This window comes from Streptomyces sp. 1-11 (assembly GCF_007176755.1).
GTDB lineage: Bacteria > Actinomycetota > Actinomycetes > Streptomycetales > Streptomycetaceae > Streptomyces.
Genome location: NZ_BJTV01000008.1, coordinates 50808 through 67662 on the forward strand (window position 1 = coordinate 50808; position 16855 = coordinate 67662).

General features: G+C 73.9%; 16 protein-coding genes. 7 read left to right on the forward strand and 9 right to left on the reverse strand.

What is annotated here, in order from left to right:
- The first annotated feature begins 76 nt into the window (after window positions 1–76).
- From TNCT1_RS18520 to TNCT1_RS18540, 5 genes are all read left to right on the forward strand, one after another.
- The gene (locus TNCT1_RS18520) at window positions 77–1585 is read left to right on the forward strand and encodes a PLP-dependent aminotransferase family protein (RefSeq protein WP_143633432.1); all 1509 of its coding nucleotides are present in this window, start codon (window positions 77–79) and stop codon (window positions 1583–1585) included.
- A gap of 5 nt (window positions 1586–1590) precedes the next feature.
- On the forward strand, window positions 1591–2088 hold the full coding sequence (locus TNCT1_RS18525) for a hypothetical protein (protein WP_143633434.1): 498 nt from the start codon (window positions 1591–1593) through the stop codon (window positions 2086–2088).
- A gap of 201 nt (window positions 2089–2289) precedes the next feature.
- The gene (locus tag TNCT1_RS18530) at window positions 2290–2973 is read left to right on the forward strand and encodes a hypothetical protein (protein ID WP_143633436.1); all 684 of its coding nucleotides are present in this window, start codon (window positions 2290–2292) and stop codon (window positions 2971–2973) included.
- The gene (locus tag TNCT1_RS18535) at window positions 2970–3257 is read left to right on the forward strand and encodes a BON domain-containing protein (protein ID WP_143633438.1); all 288 of its coding nucleotides are present in this window, start codon (window positions 2970–2972) and stop codon (window positions 3255–3257) included. Before TNCT1_RS18530 ends, TNCT1_RS18535 begins: the two co-directional genes overlap by 4 nt.
- The gene (locus tag TNCT1_RS18540; RefSeq protein ID WP_143633441.1) at window positions 3254–3994 is read left to right on the forward strand and encodes a metallophosphoesterase; all 741 of its coding nucleotides are present in this window, start codon (window positions 3254–3256) and stop codon (window positions 3992–3994) included. Before TNCT1_RS18535 ends, TNCT1_RS18540 begins: the two co-directional genes overlap by 4 nt.
- Window positions 3995–4016: 22 nt before the next feature.
- Here the strand turns inward: TNCT1_RS18540 and TNCT1_RS18545 are convergent, their stop codons facing one another.
- Window positions 4017–5360: an MFS transporter gene (locus TNCT1_RS18545; RefSeq protein WP_143633443.1), complete on the reverse strand. Its 1344-nt coding sequence runs from the start codon at window positions 5358–5360 to the stop codon at window positions 4017–4019.
- A gap of 313 nt (window positions 5361–5673) precedes the next feature.
- On the opposite strand from TNCT1_RS18545, the gene TNCT1_RS18550 reads away from it, so the two are divergent.
- The gene (locus TNCT1_RS18550; RefSeq protein WP_143633445.1) at window positions 5674–5916 is read left to right on the forward strand and encodes a hypothetical protein; all 243 of its coding nucleotides are present in this window, start codon (window positions 5674–5676) and stop codon (window positions 5914–5916) included.
- Here the strand turns inward: TNCT1_RS18550 and TNCT1_RS18555 are convergent.
- The 7 genes from TNCT1_RS18555 to TNCT1_RS18585 form a co-directional block, all read right to left on the reverse strand.
- Window positions 5880–6869, reverse strand: a complete 990-nt coding sequence (locus TNCT1_RS18555; protein ID WP_143633447.1) for an aldo/keto reductase — start codon at window positions 6867–6869, stop codon at window positions 5880–5882. The two genes, TNCT1_RS18550 and TNCT1_RS18555, sit on opposite strands and share 37 nt — an antisense overlap.
- A gap of 207 nt (window positions 6870–7076) precedes the next feature.
- Window positions 7077–8303: a cytochrome P450 gene (locus TNCT1_RS18560; RefSeq protein WP_143633449.1), complete on the reverse strand. Its 1227-nt coding sequence runs from the start codon at window positions 8301–8303 to the stop codon at window positions 7077–7079.
- A 99-nt stretch (window positions 8304–8402) separates the two neighbouring features.
- Entirely contained in the window at window positions 8403–9614 is a 1212-nt protein-coding gene (locus tag TNCT1_RS18565; RefSeq protein ID WP_143633451.1) for a cytochrome P450, read from the reverse strand.
- The gene (locus tag TNCT1_RS18570; RefSeq protein ID WP_143633976.1) at window positions 9611–10204 is read right to left on the reverse strand and encodes an ATP/GTP-binding protein; all 594 of its coding nucleotides are present in this window, start codon (window positions 10202–10204) and stop codon (window positions 9611–9613) included. Before TNCT1_RS18570 ends, TNCT1_RS18565 begins: the two co-directional genes overlap by 4 nt.
- Before the next feature lie 13 nt (window positions 10205–10217).
- On the reverse strand, window positions 10218–10565 hold the full coding sequence (locus TNCT1_RS18575; RefSeq protein WP_143633454.1) for a DUF742 domain-containing protein: 348 nt from the start codon (window positions 10563–10565) through the stop codon (window positions 10218–10220).
- Window positions 10562–10969, reverse strand: a complete 408-nt coding sequence (locus TNCT1_RS18580) for a roadblock/LC7 domain-containing protein (RefSeq protein ID WP_143633457.1) — start codon at window positions 10967–10969, stop codon at window positions 10562–10564. Before TNCT1_RS18580 ends, TNCT1_RS18575 begins: the two co-directional genes overlap by 4 nt.
- The gene (locus TNCT1_RS18585; RefSeq protein ID WP_143633460.1) at window positions 10966–12582 is read right to left on the reverse strand and encodes an ATP-binding protein; all 1617 of its coding nucleotides are present in this window, start codon (window positions 12580–12582) and stop codon (window positions 10966–10968) included. Before TNCT1_RS18585 ends, TNCT1_RS18580 begins: the two co-directional genes overlap by 4 nt.
- A 326-nt stretch (window positions 12583–12908) precedes the next feature.
- On the opposite strand from TNCT1_RS18585, the gene TNCT1_RS18590 reads away from it, so the two are divergent.
- A complete protein-coding gene (locus TNCT1_RS18590; protein WP_143633978.1) occupies window positions 12909–16283 on the forward strand; it encodes a pyruvate carboxylase in 3375 nt (1124 codons plus the stop codon).
- 69 nt (window positions 16284–16352) lie between these two features.
- Here the strand turns inward: TNCT1_RS18590 and TNCT1_RS18595 are convergent, their stop codons facing one another.
- Window positions 16353–16817, reverse strand: coding sequence for a hypothetical protein (locus tag TNCT1_RS18595; protein ID WP_143633463.1), 465 nt, complete (start codon window positions 16815–16817; stop codon window positions 16353–16355).
- Window positions 16818–16855 lie beyond the last annotated feature (38 nt).

Consider the following 16855-nt stretch of genomic DNA (forward strand, 5'->3'; position numbering starts at 1 on the left):
GAGGGAATCACTTCGAGCGTATCGGCCATGACCGGACGTTAAGATCCCTCACCGGCCCTCGGTAAGCTCCAGTTCCATGCCTCTGGAGTGGTCCGGTTCCTCACCTGATCTGCTGCTGGCCGTCGACCGGACCAGCGGCCGCCCGCTGCGCGCCCAGCTGGAACACGGCCTGCGGGACGCCATCCGCAACGGCCGCCTGGAGCTCGGTGAACGGCTGCCCTCGTCACGGGAACTCGCCCGCGCGCTCGGCCTGTCCCGCGGGCTGGTACAGGAGTGCTACGCCCAACTGCAGGCAGAGGGCTACCTGGTGACCCGCCCCGGATCGGCCACCCGGGTGGCGGCCGGTGCGACGGCGCCCCCTGTGACCGCCCCCTCCCAGCCCGCCGCCCCCCGTCTGCTCGCCGATTTCCGCAGCGGAGTACCGGACTTGAGATCCTTCCCCGTGCACGACTGGTCGCGGGCCATGAGGGAGGCGGCCGCCGGGATGCCCACCGAGGAGTTCGACTACGGCGACCCGCGCGGCACCAGGGCGCTGCGCGAGGTCCTGGCCGGCTACCTGCGCAGGGTGCGCGCCGCGGCGGCCGCGCCCGACCACATCGTGGTCTGCAACGGCTACGCCCAGGGCCTCGGCCTCGCGCTGCGTGCCCTCGCGGACGCGGGGGTGCGAACGGTCGCCTTCGAGGACCCCGGCTCACCCGCGACCGTTGCCGCGGCCGCCGCAGCCGCGGGTATGCGGACGGTTGCCGTACCGGTCGACGAACGCGGCATCGACGTCCGGGCCCTGGCAGCCACCGACGCCCGAGCCGTCCTGGTCACCCCCGCCCACCAGTGGCCGACCGGCGTCGCCCTCGCCCCGGAACGCCGGCTCGCCCTGATCGAGTGGGCCAGGGACCGCGACGCCCACATCCTGGAGGACGACTACGACGCCGAGTTCCGCTACGACCGCGAGCCCGTCGGTGTGCTCCAGGGCCTGGAACCACGCCGGGTCATCGGACTGGGCACCGTCAGCAAGTCCCTCGCCCCCGCGCTGCGGATCGGCTGGATGACCTGCCCGCCCGATCTGGCCGAACCCCTGGCCGAGCAGAAGCACCGCAGCGACCGCGGCGCACCCGGGCTCGACCAGCACGCGCTGGCACGACTGATCGAGTCCGGACGCTTCGACCGCCACCTGCGCCGTATGCGCGTCACCTACGCCGCCCGTCGGACCGCCCTGCTCGCCGCACTCGCCGAACACGCCCCCACGTTGCCGGTCACCGGCCTCGCAGCGGGCTTCCACGCGGTCGCCCACCTGCCCGCCGGCACCGGCGAAGACGATGTCATCGCCGCCGCCCGCGCCCGCGGGGTGGGCCTGTACGGCATGAGCACCTGCCGCGCCTCGCGCGCCGACACGCCGGCCCAACTCGTCCTGGGCTTCGGCAACGTCAGCGAACGGGGGATAACGGCAGGCGTCGCCGCCATCGGCGATCTGCTCACCGGGCGACCGGAAAGGAGAGGGCGCGGAAAGGGAACCGGCGGGAGGGATTCGGGGTCTTACGGTCCGTCGACGCCCGGGATCGGCCCGGTCGCGAATAAAACGGGGGAATGAGAAACATGCCCGTCCGCAGTCGCAGGACCCTTCTGACCGCCGTCGCCGTCACGGCCGGCCTCACCCTGGCCGCCGTCACACCCGCCCTCGCCGGCACCGGCGCGAGCCACACCCGTACCGCCGCCGTGTCCTCGGCCCAGGGCGACCCGCGTGACGCCACCCAGCGCGTGGCCGACTTCTACGGCGCCTACATCGACTCCGTCTGGGCCGCCGACGACCCGGCGGCCGCCGCCAACGCCAAGGCGCTGCGCGCCTTCTACCTGTCCGCCGCCGCCCAGAAGAAGGCCGGCGCCTACGAGCGGAGGAACCACGCCGACGGCATCCTGTTCGCGCAGAACGTGCCGGTGAAGTGGAAGGTCGCGTATACCGGGTCCGGCATGGGCCACGCCACCAGCAGGGTCACGCTGACCTGGAGCGACGGCGACCACGCCGAGGTCACCAGGATCGACGTCCAGTCCGACCTGCGGACCCTGAAGATCACCGGCCTCAAGCCGGCGGGCTGATCCGGGGAGCGGGCCCGCGGTCCCGCCCCGCCCCACCCGGGGCGGGCCCGCGCGGCCGTCAGGTCCGGCGGTGTCGGGCGGCCGCCCGCCCCCGTCCCGCCGGTCCGGCCAGGACTGAGCGGCGCCGCCCCGGGTACCCGACGGGTCCCCGGGGCCGTCCCGGCCGCCCGGGGAGAGCAGGGCGCCGCGAATGGAGAGACCATGACGCAGAACGGGGAGGGAACCGCCCCCGCCCGGCGGACGGAGGTCACCGGGATCCGCCTCGCCGGCGACGGACCGGAGCGGGCGCCGGCCGCATCGGCCGCGGATCCCCTGCCGCACGACCGCAGCCAGGCGATCCTGGAGGCCGCCAAGCAGATCGGCGCCCTGCTCAAGAGGAAGGGACACCCGTTCGCCCTCGCCGGCAGCGTGGCCGTCTACGCCCACGGCGGGAGCCGCGACCTCCAGCACGACGCCGACTTCGCCGTGCTCCCGGAGGACTCCGACGCGGTGGCCGCCACTCTGCACGAGGCCGGCCTGCCCGTGCGCACTCCGCCGGAGGACTGGCTGCTGAAGACGACCTGCCACGGGCAGGACATCGACATCATCTACCAGCTCGCGCACCAGCCCGTCACCAAGGACATGCTCGCCCGGGCGACGTGCCTGCCGGTCGACTCCGTCCTCATGCCCGTGCTCTCCCCGACCGATCTGATCCGCAGCCTGATCAGCGCCTTCTCGGAGCACTACTGCGACTTCGGCGCGGTCCTGCCGGTGGCCCGCGCCGTGCGCGAGAAGGTCGACTGGGACGAGGTGCGCGACTCGTGCGGGGACCAGGCCATGCCCGCCGCCTTCCTCTTCCTGCTCGAACGGCTGAACGTCATCGCACCCCGGGAGGCGCAGTCATGACCGACCAGGACGCACACCGGCCGCCGGCCCCGCCGGCCGCCGAGAACCTCGACTACCGCGTCGCCCACCTGGCGGAACAGATCGCCGCCGGACCGTTCGGCGAACTGGGCGTACGGCTCGTTCCGCACGGCGGCTCCGTGCTGCTGACGGGCACCGTGCCCTCCACCGAGTGCCGGGACCAGATCCTCGGCATGGCCCGCGAGGTGCTGGCGGGGCACCCCGTGCACTGCGACATCCTCGTCGCCGGGACGTCCTCGCCCGATCACGGGGAGGACCTGACATGATCCGCGTCGCCGCCGTCGGGGACATCCACATGGGGCCGGACAGCCAGGGCACGCTGCGCCCCGCCTTCGAGACCCTGCCCGAGTGCGCCGACGTCCTGCTGCTCGCCGGGGACCTCACCCGGCACGGCACGCCCGAGGAGGCGCAGGTCGTCGCCCGGGAGATCAAGGACCTCGCGGTGCCCGTCGTCGCCGTGCTCGGCAACCACGACCACCACGACGACCGCCCCGAAGAGGTCACCGCCATCCTGCGGGACGCCGGCGCGCACGTCCTCGAAGGACAGGCCGCCGTCGTCACCAGTGGCGGCGCGCGCATCGGGGTGGCCGGGACGAAGGGCTTCGGCGGCGGATTCGTCGGACGCTGCGCCGGGGAGTTCGGCGAACCGATCATGAAGGAGTTCGTCCGCTACAGCCGCCGCTGCGCCGACGGACTGCTCGCCGGCCTGAAACAGCTCGACGACTGGAACTGCGACGTCCGGATCGCCCTGACCCACTTCTCACCCGTGCCGGACACCCTGGCGGGGGAGCCGCCGGAGATCTACCCCTTCCTCGGCAGCTACCTGCTCGCCGAGGCGATCGACACCGCCTGCCCCGACCTCGCCGTGCACGGGCACGCCCACGCGGGCACCGAGCACGGGATGACCAGCGGCGGCGTCCGGGTCCGCAATGTGGCGCAGCCGGTGATCGGTCAGGCGTTCCACGTCTACAACCTGCCGGGCCGCGAGCCCGCGGCGGCCTGACCCGGCGGCTCCCGGCGCGGGCTCAGGCGGCCGTGCCCAGGGCCTCGCGGCCCGTCACGTCGCCGTCCTTCGCGGGCAGCCTCAGCGCGGCGGGAACCGCGACGCCGCGCCTCACCAGGCCCGCGCCGATCGCACCGGCGATCAGCAGACCGCCCGCGACCAGGGCGCCCCGCGCTCCCGCCCACTCCATCAGCAGGCCGAGGGCGGGCGGCCCGCCCAGGCCCCAGACGGTGCCGATGCTGCTCCACACCCCGAGCACCCGGCCCCGCATGTGGGCGGGCGGGTCGGTCTGCAGCACGGCCGTGCCGGCGGTGTCGGAGACCGACTCCACCACGGCCATCGGCAGCACCAGCACCAGCAGGACGGCCAGGGAGGGCGAGAGGCCCGCCGCCGCCTGGAGCAGCCCGCCGGCCGTCGCGAGCACACCCACGGTGCGCACCGACGGGCTGCGCAGCCGCGCGCCCAGGACCGCGCCGAGGATGCCGCCGACGGCCAGCACCGTGGACACCGTGCCGAACGCCCCGGCGCCGCCCGCGAGCGGCCCGGTGACCAGGACGGCGAGGGTGAGGCCGTAGTTGCGGCCGAAGACCGAGCTGAGGCCGGTGACGGCGGCGAGGGCGACCAGCCGGGGCCGGCGGACGAAGAAGGCCAGGCCCTGCCTGACGCTCAGCTCCGCCTTGTCCGGTACGGCGCGCTCGGCGGCCGCCCGCCCCCGGACCGCCCCGGCCACGGGGCGCAGGAACGGCACGACCGCCGCCACGAACAGGAACGACAGCCCGTTGGCGGCGTACGCGGCGGAGGTGCCGAGGAAGCCGACGGTCACTCCCGCCAGCGCCGTACCGGCCAGCCGGCCCGCGCTGTGCACCAGGGCGCCCACGCCGATCGCGGACGGCACGTCCGCCACCGGCACGAGGTCGTTGCCGAGCAGCGCGCACGCCGGTCCGTCGACGGTGGCGATGACGCCGGTCACCGCGGCCAGCACCAGCAGCGACGTCATGTCGATCCGGTCCACCGCCACGAGCAGGGCGGTGGTGAAGGCGACCGCGCCGAGCAGGGCCTGGCTGACGGCGACCGTCAGCTTCCGCGGCCAGCGGTCGACGGCCGCGCCGCCCAGCAGGCTCACGAACAGCGCGGGCGCCGCCTGCACGGACATCGACAGGCCGGTCGCCGCGGCGGACCCGGTGATCTGCAGCACCAGCAGGTTCTGCACGGTGAGCTGCATCCAGGTGCCGGCGTTGGAGACGAGGTTCGCGACCGACCACCAGCGCATGCCGCGGTGACGCAGCGACCGCCACGGCGAACGCGAGGCGCTCGGGCGTGCGGCGGGGGTGGTTCTGGGCGTGGGCAGGGCAGGGGCAGTGGACAAGGCGGCTGCTCGACATCCGGGGGAGTCGGGAGAGCGACCGGCGGAACGCCTGAACCGGCTGCGCTGCACGGCTGGTCCGCCCGGTCGGGAGGGCGCCGACCATGGTGGCAGACGGGACGGGCGAGCCGCCGCCGCCCTGCCTTCCGGAGCGGCATGGAGTGCCTCAAGACCCGGTGCCGGTCACGGACTTGGACTCCAGGTGGGCTTCCTCACAGGCGCCGTGGCGCCCCCTGGGCGGCGGGCGTTCGCCCGGAGGCGCGCGGGCCGCGCGGAGGGCGGCCGGACCGCGCGGTCCGGCCGCCGTAGGTGTGACATGCGTGACAACGACCAGGCCGGCGACGGCCGTCCCGCGCGCCCGGCGCCGCCGGACACCCGCCCGGGCCCCGGCACGCCCACCCGCGGCTCGTCCCGCACCGGCACCGAACCGTTCACCGCCCGCAGTCCCCTGCGGCTGCGGCGGCTGCTCTCCGCGGTCTTCCTGGCGCCCGACGAGGGGTTCCGGCGGCCGGTCGGACCGCCTCAGCGGTTGACCGACCGCATCCCCGCCTCGTCGTAGCGCTCGCCCGAGGCCCTCGGCAGCTCCGCGTCGATGCGGTCGAGGTCCTCCTTGGTCAGCTCGATGTCCACCGCGGCGGCGTTCTGCTCCAGGTAGGTGCGGCGCTTGGTGCCCGGGATCGGGACCAGGTCCTCGCCCTGGGCCAGCACCCAGGCGATCGCGAGCTGGGCCGGGGTCACGTCCTTCTCCGCGGCGATCTCCTTCACCTTCGCCGCCAGCCGCAGGTTCGCCTCGAGGTGGGCGTCGGTGAAACGGGGGCTGCTGCGGCGGTAGTCGTTCTCGTCCAGCTCGTCGGGGGAGGAGAAGCGGCCGGCGAGGAAACCGCGGCCGAGCGGCGAGTACGGCACGAAGCCGATGCCCAGTTCCCGGCAGGCCGGCAGCACCTCGGCCTCCACGTCCCGGGTCCACAGCGAGTACTCGCTCTGCACGGCGGTGACCGGGTGGACGGCGTTCGCCCGCCGGATGGTCTCCGCGCTCGCCTCGCTCAGCCCGATGTACCGCACCTTGCCCTCGGCGACCAGCTCCGCCAGGGCGCCCACCGTCTCCTCGATCGGCACCTGCGGATCGACCCGGTGCTGGTAGTACAGGTCGATGTGGTCCGTGCCGAGCCGCTGCAGCGAGCCGTGGACGGAGCTGCGCACGTGCTCGGCGGAGCCGTCCTGCCGGCCGACCGTGCTCATGTCGCCCGGTACGGCGTCGTCCATCCGGTAGTTGAACTTCGTGGCGATCACGTACTCGTCCCGGTGTCCCCGGATCGCCTCGCCGACCAGGGACTCGTTGGTCAGCGGCCCGTACATCTGCGCGGTGTCGAGGAAGTCGACGCCGAGCTCGAGGGCGCGGCGGATGGTCGCGATGCCCTCGTCCTGGTCGGCGGTGCCGTAGAAGGCGGACATTCCCATGCAGCCGAGGCCGATGGCCGATACCTGGAGATCCCGCAGACTGCGCTGTCGCATGTGCAATTCCAGCCTTTCGCACACTTCGGTCGGCGTCCGTGCCGCCCTCACGGCGCACGGACGGAAGGAACCACCCCACCATTCAGCGACGGATCGGGCCGCCCGGCATCCCGTGGGGGACGCCGGGCGGCCCGCCCTCGCGCGGCGGGAGGTTCCCGACGTTACGACCTGAAGTGCGCTCCAACGCAAGCGCCGGGCGCCCAGGTGTCAGACGCCCAGCCGGACCGGCAGCTCGAACAGGTCGTTCTGCGTGACCACCGGCTTGTTGCGCAGCTCGGCCGCCGGGACGGCCAGGTCCAGGCCGGGGAAGCGGGCGTACAGCGCGGGCAGCGCCACCCCCGCCTCCAGCCGGGACAGCGCCGCGCCCGGGCACACGTGCGGGCCGTGCCCGAAGGAGATGTGCCGGTTCACGGTCTCGCGGGTGATGTCGAACTCCCCGGCGTCCGGGCCGTGCGCCTTCTCGTCGCGGCCGATCGCGGCGTACGACACGATCAGCGCGTCACCGGCGGGGATCACCCGGTCGCCGACCGGGACGTCCTCGGTCGCGAACCGGATCAGCACGTGCGAGGTCGGGGTTGACCAGCGCAGCGTCTCCTCGATCACCGCCGACCAGTCGGCCCCGCCGGACAGCACCAGGTCACGCTGCTCGGGGTGGGTGGAGAGGTTCACGACGGCGTTGACGATCAGCGAGATCGTGGTCTCGTGGCCCGCCGCCACCATCAGCTGGAGCGTGGAGACGATCTCCTGGTCGGTCAGGCGGTCGCCGTCCTGCGAGGCGAGGACCAGCGCGCTGGTGAGGTCGTCGCCCGGCTCGGCCCGCTTGGCCGCGACGGTCTCGGCCATGATCTGCGCCAGCTCGGTGAGGGTCGCGACGACCTCCTGCGGCGGGGTCTGCGTGGAGAAGAACTTCTCGAACAGCACCTTCAGCCGCGGCAGCCGCGCCTCCGGCAGGCCCATGAGGTCGGCGATGACGTACATGGGCAGCGGGTAGGCGAAGGCCGCCTTCAGGTCGACCGTCGAACCGTCCGCGGGCAGCGCGTCGAGCAGGTCCTGCGTGAGTTTCCCGATGCGCTCGCGCATCCGCTCCACCCGGCGCGGGGTGAGCGCCTGCGCGACCAGCGTGCGCAGCCGGCGGTGGTCGGCGCCGTCCACGGTGAGCATGGAGCGGCCCGGGTTGGCCAGGCCGATCAGCGGCCAGTCGGCGGGTATCTCGCCGCGCCGCCAGGCGCCCCACACCTCGATGTCCTTCACCAGACGCGGGTCGGTGAGCAGCGCCTTGGCCTCCGCGTGATGGGTGACGGCCCACACCGGGACACCGCCCGGCAGTTCGACGGCGGCGAGCGGGCCGGCCGCGCGCAGTGCGGCGCTCTCGCCGGCCAGGTCGGAGACGAAGGGGTCCAGGGCGATCCGCGGTGCTCCGGTACCGGTGCTCATCGTGACGTGCCTCCCAGGGGCGGGGTTAGGGGTGTCGCGCCTGTCCGGGGCAGCCCCGGGCCCCGGCCGGCGGACGGACCGGCCGGGGTGACGCGCTGATCAGCGGGCGAGTACGGGGGTGAAGCGGACGGGCAGCCGGTTCAGTCCCCTGAGCCAGGGCGAGGGCCTGCGGGCGAGGGACCCGGCGGGCACCGCCAGGTCGATGTCCGGCAGCCGGTCCAGGACCACCTCGATGCCGGTCCGGGCGATCACCTCGGCGATCTCCTGCGCGGGGAACGGGCAGGAGTGCTCGCCGTGACCGAAGGAGAAGTGCGCGCTGTTGCCGCCGGTCAGCGCCGAGGCGTCGGTGCGCACCTGCGGGTCGGAGTTGGCGCCCTGCAGCCCGAGCAGCACCAGGTCCCCGGCCCGGACCGAACGGCCGCCGAGATGGGTGTCGCGGGTGGCCCAGCGGCCGGCCACGTTCTGCGTGGGGGTGTCCTCCCACAGCACCTCGTTCATGGCCTCCGCGACGCTGTGCTGTCCTCCGAAGAGCGAGGCGGCGAAGCGGTCGTCGGTGAGCATCAGCCGCAGCGAGTTGCCGATCCAGTCGGCGGTCGGCTGGTGCCCGGCCGCCGTCATCACCATCAGGTCCTGGGCGATCTCCTCGTCGGTGAAGCCGCTGTCGTCGGCGAGCATCCGGGAGACCACGTCGTCGGCCGGCTCCTCGCGCCGGTCGGCGATCAGCCGCTGCATCGAACCGGCGAGATGGGACTGCCCGGCCAGCGCCCGCTCCCGGCCGTCGATCATGTCGTTGAGCGCGGTGACCAGGCCGGGGCCGTCCTCGTCCGGGAAACCGTAGAGCCGGGCGAGGACGCGCACCGGCAGCAGCATCGCGTACTGCCCGATCAGGTCCGCCTCGCCGGCCGTGCACAGCGCGTCGATCAGCTCGTCCGCGAACCGCTCGGCGTGCCGCCGCAGTTCGGACGGGTCGACCGCCTCCAGCGCGTTGCCCAGCATCGCCGCGCGCTGCCGGTGCCGTTCGCCGACCGTGTACAGGATGGACGGCTGCTTGTGCCCGATCATCGGCAGCAGGGGCCAGTCGGCGGGCACGTTCTCCCACTGGTTCCACAGGTCCGAGTCCCGGCTGAACAGCACCGGATCGCCGGTGACCTGGTGCAGCTCGCGGTAGCCCAGCACCAACCAGGCCGGGAGGCCGCCGTCGAGCAGCACGGGCACCACCGCGCCGTGGTCGCGCCGCATCTCGCGGTACAGCCGGGCGGGGTCGGTCCCGAACCCGGGTCCGCCGAGCGGGACGGCTTCGGGGATCGTCACACGAACTCCTGTCGGGGCGAGCCCGCCCACGCGGACGGGTCGGCGTACCGGTTCCTGACGTGCTCCACCAGCGTGATCAGCGTGTGCTTGCCGGACTCGCGGGAGCGGGCGTCGCAGTCGATCAGCGGCACGCGCGGATCCAGGTCGAGCGCCTCGCGGACGTCCTCGCCCGCGCGCACGGCGCCGCCGAAGTCGTTGCAGGCCACGATGAACGGGGTGCCGTGGTGTTCCAGCCGGTCGATGGCGTACCAGGAGTCGTCGATACGCCGGGTGTCGACGAGCACCACCGCGCCGAGCGTGCCCGAGAACAGCCGGTCCCACAGGAACCAGAACCGCTCCTGGCCCGGTGCGCCGAACAGGTACAGCACGTTGTGCGCGTCCAGGGTGATCCGGCCGAAGTCGAAGGCGACCGTGGTGGCGGACTTGCCGCGCACCTGACGGATGTCGTCGACGCCGGCGCCGGCCTGGGTCATCGTCTCCTCGGTGTTGAGGGGACGGATCTCGCTGACGGAGCGGACCAGCGTGGTCTTGCCGACGCCGAAGCCGCCCACGACCACGATCTTGAGACCGTTGTCGGCGGTGGCACCCAACGGGGTGCGCGCGTCAGAGGTTGCGTAGTCCAACGAGCACCTGCTCCAGGATGTCGGGGTCGGTCGGGGCCGGCCTGCGGGGATGACGGGCGCTGACCCGGCCCGCCGCGAGCAGGTCGGACAGCAGCACCTTGGTGATGCTCACCGGCAGCCGCAGTTCGGCGGCTATCTCCACCACGGAGGCCGGCGACCGGCTCAGCTCGAGGATGGCCACGTGCTCCGACTGCATGCCGGACACCGGCTCCGACTCGGCGACCACGAGCGTGACCAGGTCGAAGGGGGTGTCCGGAGCTGACCGGCTGCGGCCCTGCGTGATGGTGTACAGGCGGTCGGGGGCGTCGTCCCTGCCCGGCCGGCTCATGACGTGCGCGGCGGCGCGGTCAGGTGCTCGCCGAGCTGTTCCACCAGCTCGCTCATGGTGTGCCCGACGAGTCCGGCGTCCGCCTCCTCCGTGGTGACCACGGCCAGATGGGCGCCCGCGCCGGCCTCCACGATGAACAGCACACCGCCGTAGAACTCCGCCATCGCCGAGCGCACGCCGCCGCTGCCGTCGCCGAACTCGACGGACGCCCCGTGCGAGAGCGACTGGATGCCGGCCGCGATGGCGGCGAGCTGGTCGGCCTGGTCGACGGACAGCTCCGGGGTACGGCACAGCTTCAGTCCGTCCCGGGAGAGCACGAGCGCGTGCAGGGCGCCCGGGGTCCGCTCCAGCAGGCCCTCCAGGAGCCAGGTGAGCTTGTCGTCGGCGGTGGTCGGGCCGGTCATGACGTGGTGTCGCCTTCCAGGTGCGAGTGCGGTGGGCGGGTGCCGGGGGAGGGGGCTTCGTGTCCGGCCGGGTGACCGCCGGGTGCGTCCGGGCCGTCCGGCGCCGTGACGTGGGAGTCGGCGTCGGCGCCGTCCCGGCCGGCGTCCTGGGCGGAACCGGCGCGGCCGCGGGCGTCCGGCGCCGGGCGGACTGCCTGCCGGAAGCTGCCGAAGCGGGCGGCGCGGGCCCTGGCGTCACCGGCGGGCCGCCGGTCGCCGGGCGCTCCCTCCTCGCCGCCGGACGGGACCGGGGCGCCGTCGGTGCGGGGCGCCGGCCGGGAGCGTTCCGCGGCGGCGAGGGTACGGCCCCGGCGGCGCTTCGGCAGCCCGGCCGGACCCGGCGCGGCCGCGTCGTGGACCGCGTCCAGGTCCGGGGGAGCCGGAGCCGGCGAGGCCTTCGCGGGCTCCGGGCGGGGAGCCGGCACCGGCGCCGCCGGGGCGGCACCGGCGAGGATGTCCTGCGGGACGAGCATCAGCACACCGGTGCCGCCGCGGGCCGAGGGCCGGAACGACACCTTCAGACCGTGCTTGCGGGCCAGCCGGCCGACCACGGCGAGCCCCAGCCGGGTGCCGGTCAGACCGCCCAGCTCCGAGACGTCACCGGCGACCGCCCGCTCCGCACGGCGCAGCTGCACCTCGCCCATGACCAGCCCGCTGTCCTCCACCGAGACGATGACCCCGGCCGGGACCTCCTCCACGTAGACATGGACCTCGGCGGTCGGCGGCGAGAAGTTCGCGGCGTTGTCGAGGAGTTCGGCCAGCGCGTGCATCACGCCCTCGGCGGCGTGCCCGGCGACCGCGCTCTCGCTGACCGAGTGCACCCGCACCCGCCGGTATCCGGCGATCCGGCCCATCGCCCCGCGCAGGATGGACTCCATTCCGATGGGCCGTGCCCACCGGCGGCCCGAGCGTGCTCCGGTCAGCACGGCGATGGAGTCCGCCAGCCGTCCCGCCTGGGCGGTGCGGTGGTCGAGGTGCAGCAGGTCGGCGAGCACGTCCTCGTCGGTGTGCCGGTCCTCCATCGCGCGCAGGTCGGCGAGCGTGGCCGTGGCCAGGGCCTGCATCCGGGCGGCCGCGTTGGCGGTCGCGGACACCGCCGCGCCGCGCTCGCGCCGCGCGCGCTCCAGTTCGGCGGCCAGGGCGGCGTTCTCCGCGCGCAGCCGGTCCGCCGCACGCTCACCCTCCTCCAGCAGCCGGACCCGCTCGGCGGCGAACGACTCGGTCAGCTCCGTTCGCCCGCGCGCGAGTTCGTCGGCGAGCCGCTGCTGCTCCTGGCGCGCCTCCTCCGCGGTGCGGGCCTGTCGCTGCTCCAGCCGTGCGAGGTCCTGGGCCATGCTCTCCAGCCGGCGTCCGCCGGCGCGCGCGGCCCGCAGGGCGTGCGCGGCCGTGGCCACCGCGGCGCTGAGCACGGCCGCCGCCGCGCCGGCGCCCCAGGCGAGCGGGGCGCGCACCGGACCGGGTGCCGCCGCCACCGCCGTCCAGACGACGAGAGCCGACAGGGCGGCGGTCGCGGCGAGGGCGACGGCGAACGTGCGGGAGGGGGAACGGTCGCCGGGATGCGTGGGCGGGGTCATCGGTCCGGGGGGATCCTCGCGGCAGAGAGGGGCAACGGAGGGCAGGCGGAGACATCCGGGTGGGGGAGAAGACACTCGGGTGTGAACTGCCGGTCACTATACGAGAGTTCGTGATCGAAAAGGAAAGAGTCCGTGTGCGTTCCAGGCATCGGACGGTCACCGGCCCGGACCGTCGGCCGATGCGGCCTGTGGTGTCGCCCACCTCGCCCGTGTGACGGTTCTCGCACGTCGAGACGTTTTGGCACCCCCTAATGTTGCCGCGACGTACGGCAGGGATGGCTGACACCATGGTGTTCGTCGCCGCCAGGCAGCTGAAGGGATCCAGGATGTTCCGCAAGGTGCTGGTCGCCAACCGTGGGGAGATCGCGATCCGCGCGTTCCGCGCGGGTTACGAACTCGGTGCGCGCACGGTCGCCGTGTTCCCGCACGAGGACCGCAACTCACTGCACCGGCTGAAAGCCGACGAGGCGTACGAGATCGGTGAACCCGGACACCCCGTGCGGGCCTACCTCTCCGTCGAGGAGATCGTGGGCGCGGCCCGCCGGGCGGGCGCCGACGCCGTCTACCCCGGGTACGGGTTCCTGTCGGAGAACCCCGAGCTGGCCCGCGCCTGCGAGGAGGCGGGCATCACCTTCGTCGGGCCGAGCGCGCAGACGCTGGAGCTGACCGGCAACAAGGCCCGCGCGGTCGCCGCCGCGCGCGCCGCCGGGGTGCCCGTGCTCGGCTCCTCCGCGCCCTCCACCGACGTGGAGGAGCTGGTGCGAGCCGCCGACGAGGTCGGCTTCCCCGTCTTCGTCAAGGCGGTGGCCGGCGGCGGCGGGCGCGGCATGCGCCGGGTGGAGGACCCCGCCCAGCTCCGCGAGTCCATCGAGGCGGCCTCGCGCGAGGCCGCCTCCGCCTTCGGCGACCCGACCGTCTTCCTGGAGAAGGCCGTCGTGGACCCGCGCCACATCGAGGTGCAGATCCTCGCCGACGGCGAGGGGAACGTCATCCACCTCTTCGAGCGCGACTGCTCACTCCAGCGCCGCCACCAGAAGGTCATCGAACTGGCGCCCGCGCCCAACCTCGACCCCGAACTGCGGGAGCGGATCTGCGGCGACGCGGTGCGCTTCGCCCGCGAGATCGGGTACCGCAACGCGGGCACCGTGGAGTTCCTGCTCGACCGCGACGGCAACCACGTCTTCATCGAGATGAACCCGCGCATCCAGGTCGAGCACACGGTCACCGAGGAGGTCACCGACGTCGACCTGGTCCAGGCCCAGCTCCGCATCGCCTCCGGCCAGACCCTCGGCGACCTCGGCCTCTCCCAGGACACCGTCACCCTGCGCGGCGCCGCCCTGCAGTGCCGCATCACCACCGAGGACCCGGCCAACGGCTTCCGCCCGGACACCGGCCGGATCAGCGCCTACCGGTCCCCGGGCGGCTCCGGCATCCGCCTGGACGGCGGAACCACCCACGCCGGTACGGAGATCAGCGCCCACTTCGACTCGATGCTGGTCAAACTCACCTGCCGGGGACGGGACTTCCAGGCCGCCGTGGGACGCGCCCGGCGTGCCGTGGCGGAGTTCCGGATCCGCGGTGTGGCCACCAACATCCCGTTCCTGCAGGCGGTCCTGGACGACCCCGACTTCCGGGCGGGCCGGGTCACCACCTCCTTCATCGAGCAGCGCCCCCACCTGCTGACCTCCCGGCACTCCGCCGACCGCGGCACCAAGCTGCTCACCTACCTCGCCGACGTCACCGTCAACAAGCCGCACGGCGAGCGGCCCGAGCTGCTCGACCCGGTCGCCAAGCTGCCCTCGCTCCCGGCCGGCGAGCCCGCGGCCGGCTCCCGGCAGCGCCTGGTCGAACTCGGTCCCGAGGGCTTCGCCCGGCACCTGCGCGAGTCGCCGACCATCGGGGTCACCGACACCACCTTCCGCGACGCCCACCAGTCGCTGCTGGCCACCCGGGTGCGCACCAAGGACCTCCTCGCCGTCGCCCCGGTCGTCGCCCGCACCCTGCCCGGGCTGCTGTCCCTGGAGTGCTGGGGCGGCGCCACCTACGACGTCGCCCTGCGCTTCCTCGCCGAGGATCCCTGGGAGCGGCTGGCCGCGCTGCGCGAGGCCGTGCCCAACATCTGCCTGCAGATGCTGCTGCGCGGCCGCAACACCGTCGGCTACACCCCGTACCCGACCGAGGTGACCGACGCCTTCGTGCAGGAGGCCGCCGCCACCGGCATCGACATCTTCCGCATCTTCGACGCGCTGAACGACGTGGGCCAGATGCGGCCCGCCATCGAGGCGGTGCGCGAGACCGGCACCGCCGTCGCCGAGGTCGCCCTCTGCTACACCGCCGACCTCAACGACCCGGCCGAGCGGCTCTACACCCTCGACTACTACCTGCGGCTCGCCGAGCAGATCGTCGAGGCCGGGGCGCACGTCCTGGCCATCAAGGACATGGCCGGACTGCTGCGCGCCCCGGCCGCCGCGAAGCTCGTCACCGCGCTGCGCCGTGAGTTCGACCTGCCCGTGCACCTGCACACGCACGACACGGCCGGCGGCCAGCTCGCCACCTACCTCGCCGCGATCCAGGCGGGGGCGGACGCCGTCGACGGCGCGGTGGCCTCGATGGCCGGCACCACCTCGCAGCCCTCGCTGTCGGCGCTGGTCGCGGCCACCGACCACTCCGACCGGCCCACCGGCCTGGACCTGGGCGCCGTCGGCGACCTGGAGCCGTACTGGGAGGGCGTCCGGAAGATCTACGCCCCGTTCGAGGCGGGGCTCGCCTCCCCGACCGGGCGGGTCTACCACCACGAGATCCCCGGCGGCCAGCTCTCCAACCTGCGTACCCAGGCCGTCGCCCTAGGGCTCGGCGACCGCTTCGAGGACATCGAGGCGATGTACGCCGCCGCCGACCGGATCCTCGGCCGGCTGGTCAAGGTGACCCCGTCGTCCAAGGTGGTCGGCGACCTCGCGCTGCACCTGGTGGGGGCCGGGGTCTCGCCGGAGGACTTCGAGGCGACCCCGGACCGGTTCGACATCCCCGACTCGGTGATCGGCTTCCTCCGCGGTGAGCTGGGCACGCCGCCCGGCGGCTGGCCGGAGCCCTTCCGGACCAAGGCACTGCGGGGCCGCGGCGAGGCGAGGCCGGCGCCCGAGCTGTCCGCCGAGGACCGCGACGGCCTGGCCAAGGACCGCCGCGCGACCCTCAACCGGCTGCTGTTCCCCGGTCCGACCCGCGAGTTCGACACGCACCGCCAGAGCTTCGGCGACACCAGCGTGCTGGACAGCAAGGCCTTCTTCTACGGTCTGCGCCCGGCCAAGGAGTACGCCGTCGACCTGGAGCCCGGTGTCCGGCTGCTGATCGAGCTGCAGGCGGTCGGCGAGGCCGACGAGCGGGGCATGCGCACCGTGATGTCCTCGCTCAACGGCCAGCTCCGGCCCATCCAGGTGCGGGACCGGGCGGCGGCCACCGACGTCCCGGTCACGGAGAAGGCCGACCGCGGCGACCCGGGTCATGTGGCGGCGCCGTTCGCCGGTGTGGTGACGCTCGCGGTGACCGAGGGAGACGAGGTGGCGGCCGGCGCGACCGTGGCCACCATCGAGGCGATGAAGATGGAGGCGACGATCACCGCGCCGAAGGCGGGCCGGGTGTCCCGGCTGGCCATCAACCGGATCCAGCAGGTGGAGGGCGGCGACCTGCTGGTGGAGATCGCCTGACACGAGCGCCCGCCCGCCGCGGCCGGCTGACCGGCCGCGGCGGGCGGGCGTGCGGACCGGCGCGCCCGGTCAGCTCCAGAGCGGGTAGGTCACGACCTGCTCGAATCCCTGGGGCCGGGCGCCCTCGTAGGTGAGGGTCATCCGGGTGAACTGCCGGACGCCCGGGTGCCCCTTCCACGGGGCCGGACTGTCCAGCCGCACCGTCACCCGGTACGAGTGGAACCTGCCGGCCGCGCAGTACGGCTTGCAGTCGTTGACCGCGTTGAGACCCTGGGCCACGGCCGCCCGGGAGCTCCACTTGCTCCACTGCAGACCCAGCAGACGGCTGTTGCCGTCACCGCACGCCAGGATGAAGTCGGCCGGGCGGACGTTGCGCTGGAAGGAGCAGTCGACCAGCACCGGATGCGAGCGCCGGGCCTGTCCGGCCGACGTGTCCTGCGGGGCCTGCGTGTCCGCGGAGGCCGTCGTCATGGCCGCCGTGAGCATGGCGCCCGCCGCGAGCGTGACTGCCGTTCCCACCAATGATCCGCGCATGGCCGCTCCCACTGTCGTTCCGTGTCCGACCGCGTGCA

Excerpts from the sequence above, each read along its gene's own strand:
- TNCT1_RS18595 (WP_143633463.1), bottom strand. The coding sequence starts at position 16,817 with ATGCGCGGATCATTGGTGGGAACGGCAGTCACGCTCGCGGCGGGCGCC.
- TNCT1_RS18550 (WP_143633445.1), top strand. The coding sequence starts at position 5,674 with ATGCGTGACAACGACCAGGCCGGCGACGGCCGTCCCGCGCGCCCGGCG.
- TNCT1_RS18590 (WP_143633978.1), top strand. The coding sequence starts at position 12,909 with ATGTTCCGCAAGGTGCTGGTCGCCAACCGTGGGGAGATCGCGATCCGC.
- TNCT1_RS18555 (WP_143633447.1), bottom strand. The coding sequence starts at position 6,869 with ATGCGACAGCGCAGTCTGCGGGATCTCCAGGTATCGGCCATCGGCCTC.
- TNCT1_RS18530 (WP_143633436.1), top strand. The coding sequence starts at position 2,290 with ATGACGCAGAACGGGGAGGGAACCGCCCCCGCCCGGCGGACGGAGGTC.
- TNCT1_RS18525 (WP_143633434.1), top strand. The coding sequence starts at position 1,591 with ATGCCCGTCCGCAGTCGCAGGACCCTTCTGACCGCCGTCGCCGTCACG.
- TNCT1_RS18535 (WP_143633438.1), top strand. The coding sequence starts at position 2,970 with ATGACCGACCAGGACGCACACCGGCCGCCGGCCCCGCCGGCCGCCGAG.
- TNCT1_RS18520 (WP_143633432.1), top strand. The coding sequence starts at position 77 with ATGCCTCTGGAGTGGTCCGGTTCCTCACCTGATCTGCTGCTGGCCGTC.
- TNCT1_RS18560 (WP_143633449.1), bottom strand. The coding sequence starts at position 8,303 with ATGAGCACCGGTACCGGAGCACCGCGGATCGCCCTGGACCCCTTCGTC.
- TNCT1_RS18540 (WP_143633441.1), top strand. The coding sequence starts at position 3,254 with ATGATCCGCGTCGCCGCCGTCGGGGACATCCACATGGGGCCGGACAGC.
- TNCT1_RS18575 (WP_143633454.1), bottom strand. The coding sequence starts at position 10,565 with ATGAGCCGGCCGGGCAGGGACGACGCCCCCGACCGCCTGTACACCATC.
- TNCT1_RS18585 (WP_143633460.1), bottom strand. The coding sequence starts at position 12,582 with ATGACCCCGCCCACGCATCCCGGCGACCGTTCCCCCTCCCGCACGTTC.
- TNCT1_RS18580 (WP_143633457.1), bottom strand. The coding sequence starts at position 10,969 with ATGACCGGCCCGACCACCGCCGACGACAAGCTCACCTGGCTCCTGGAG.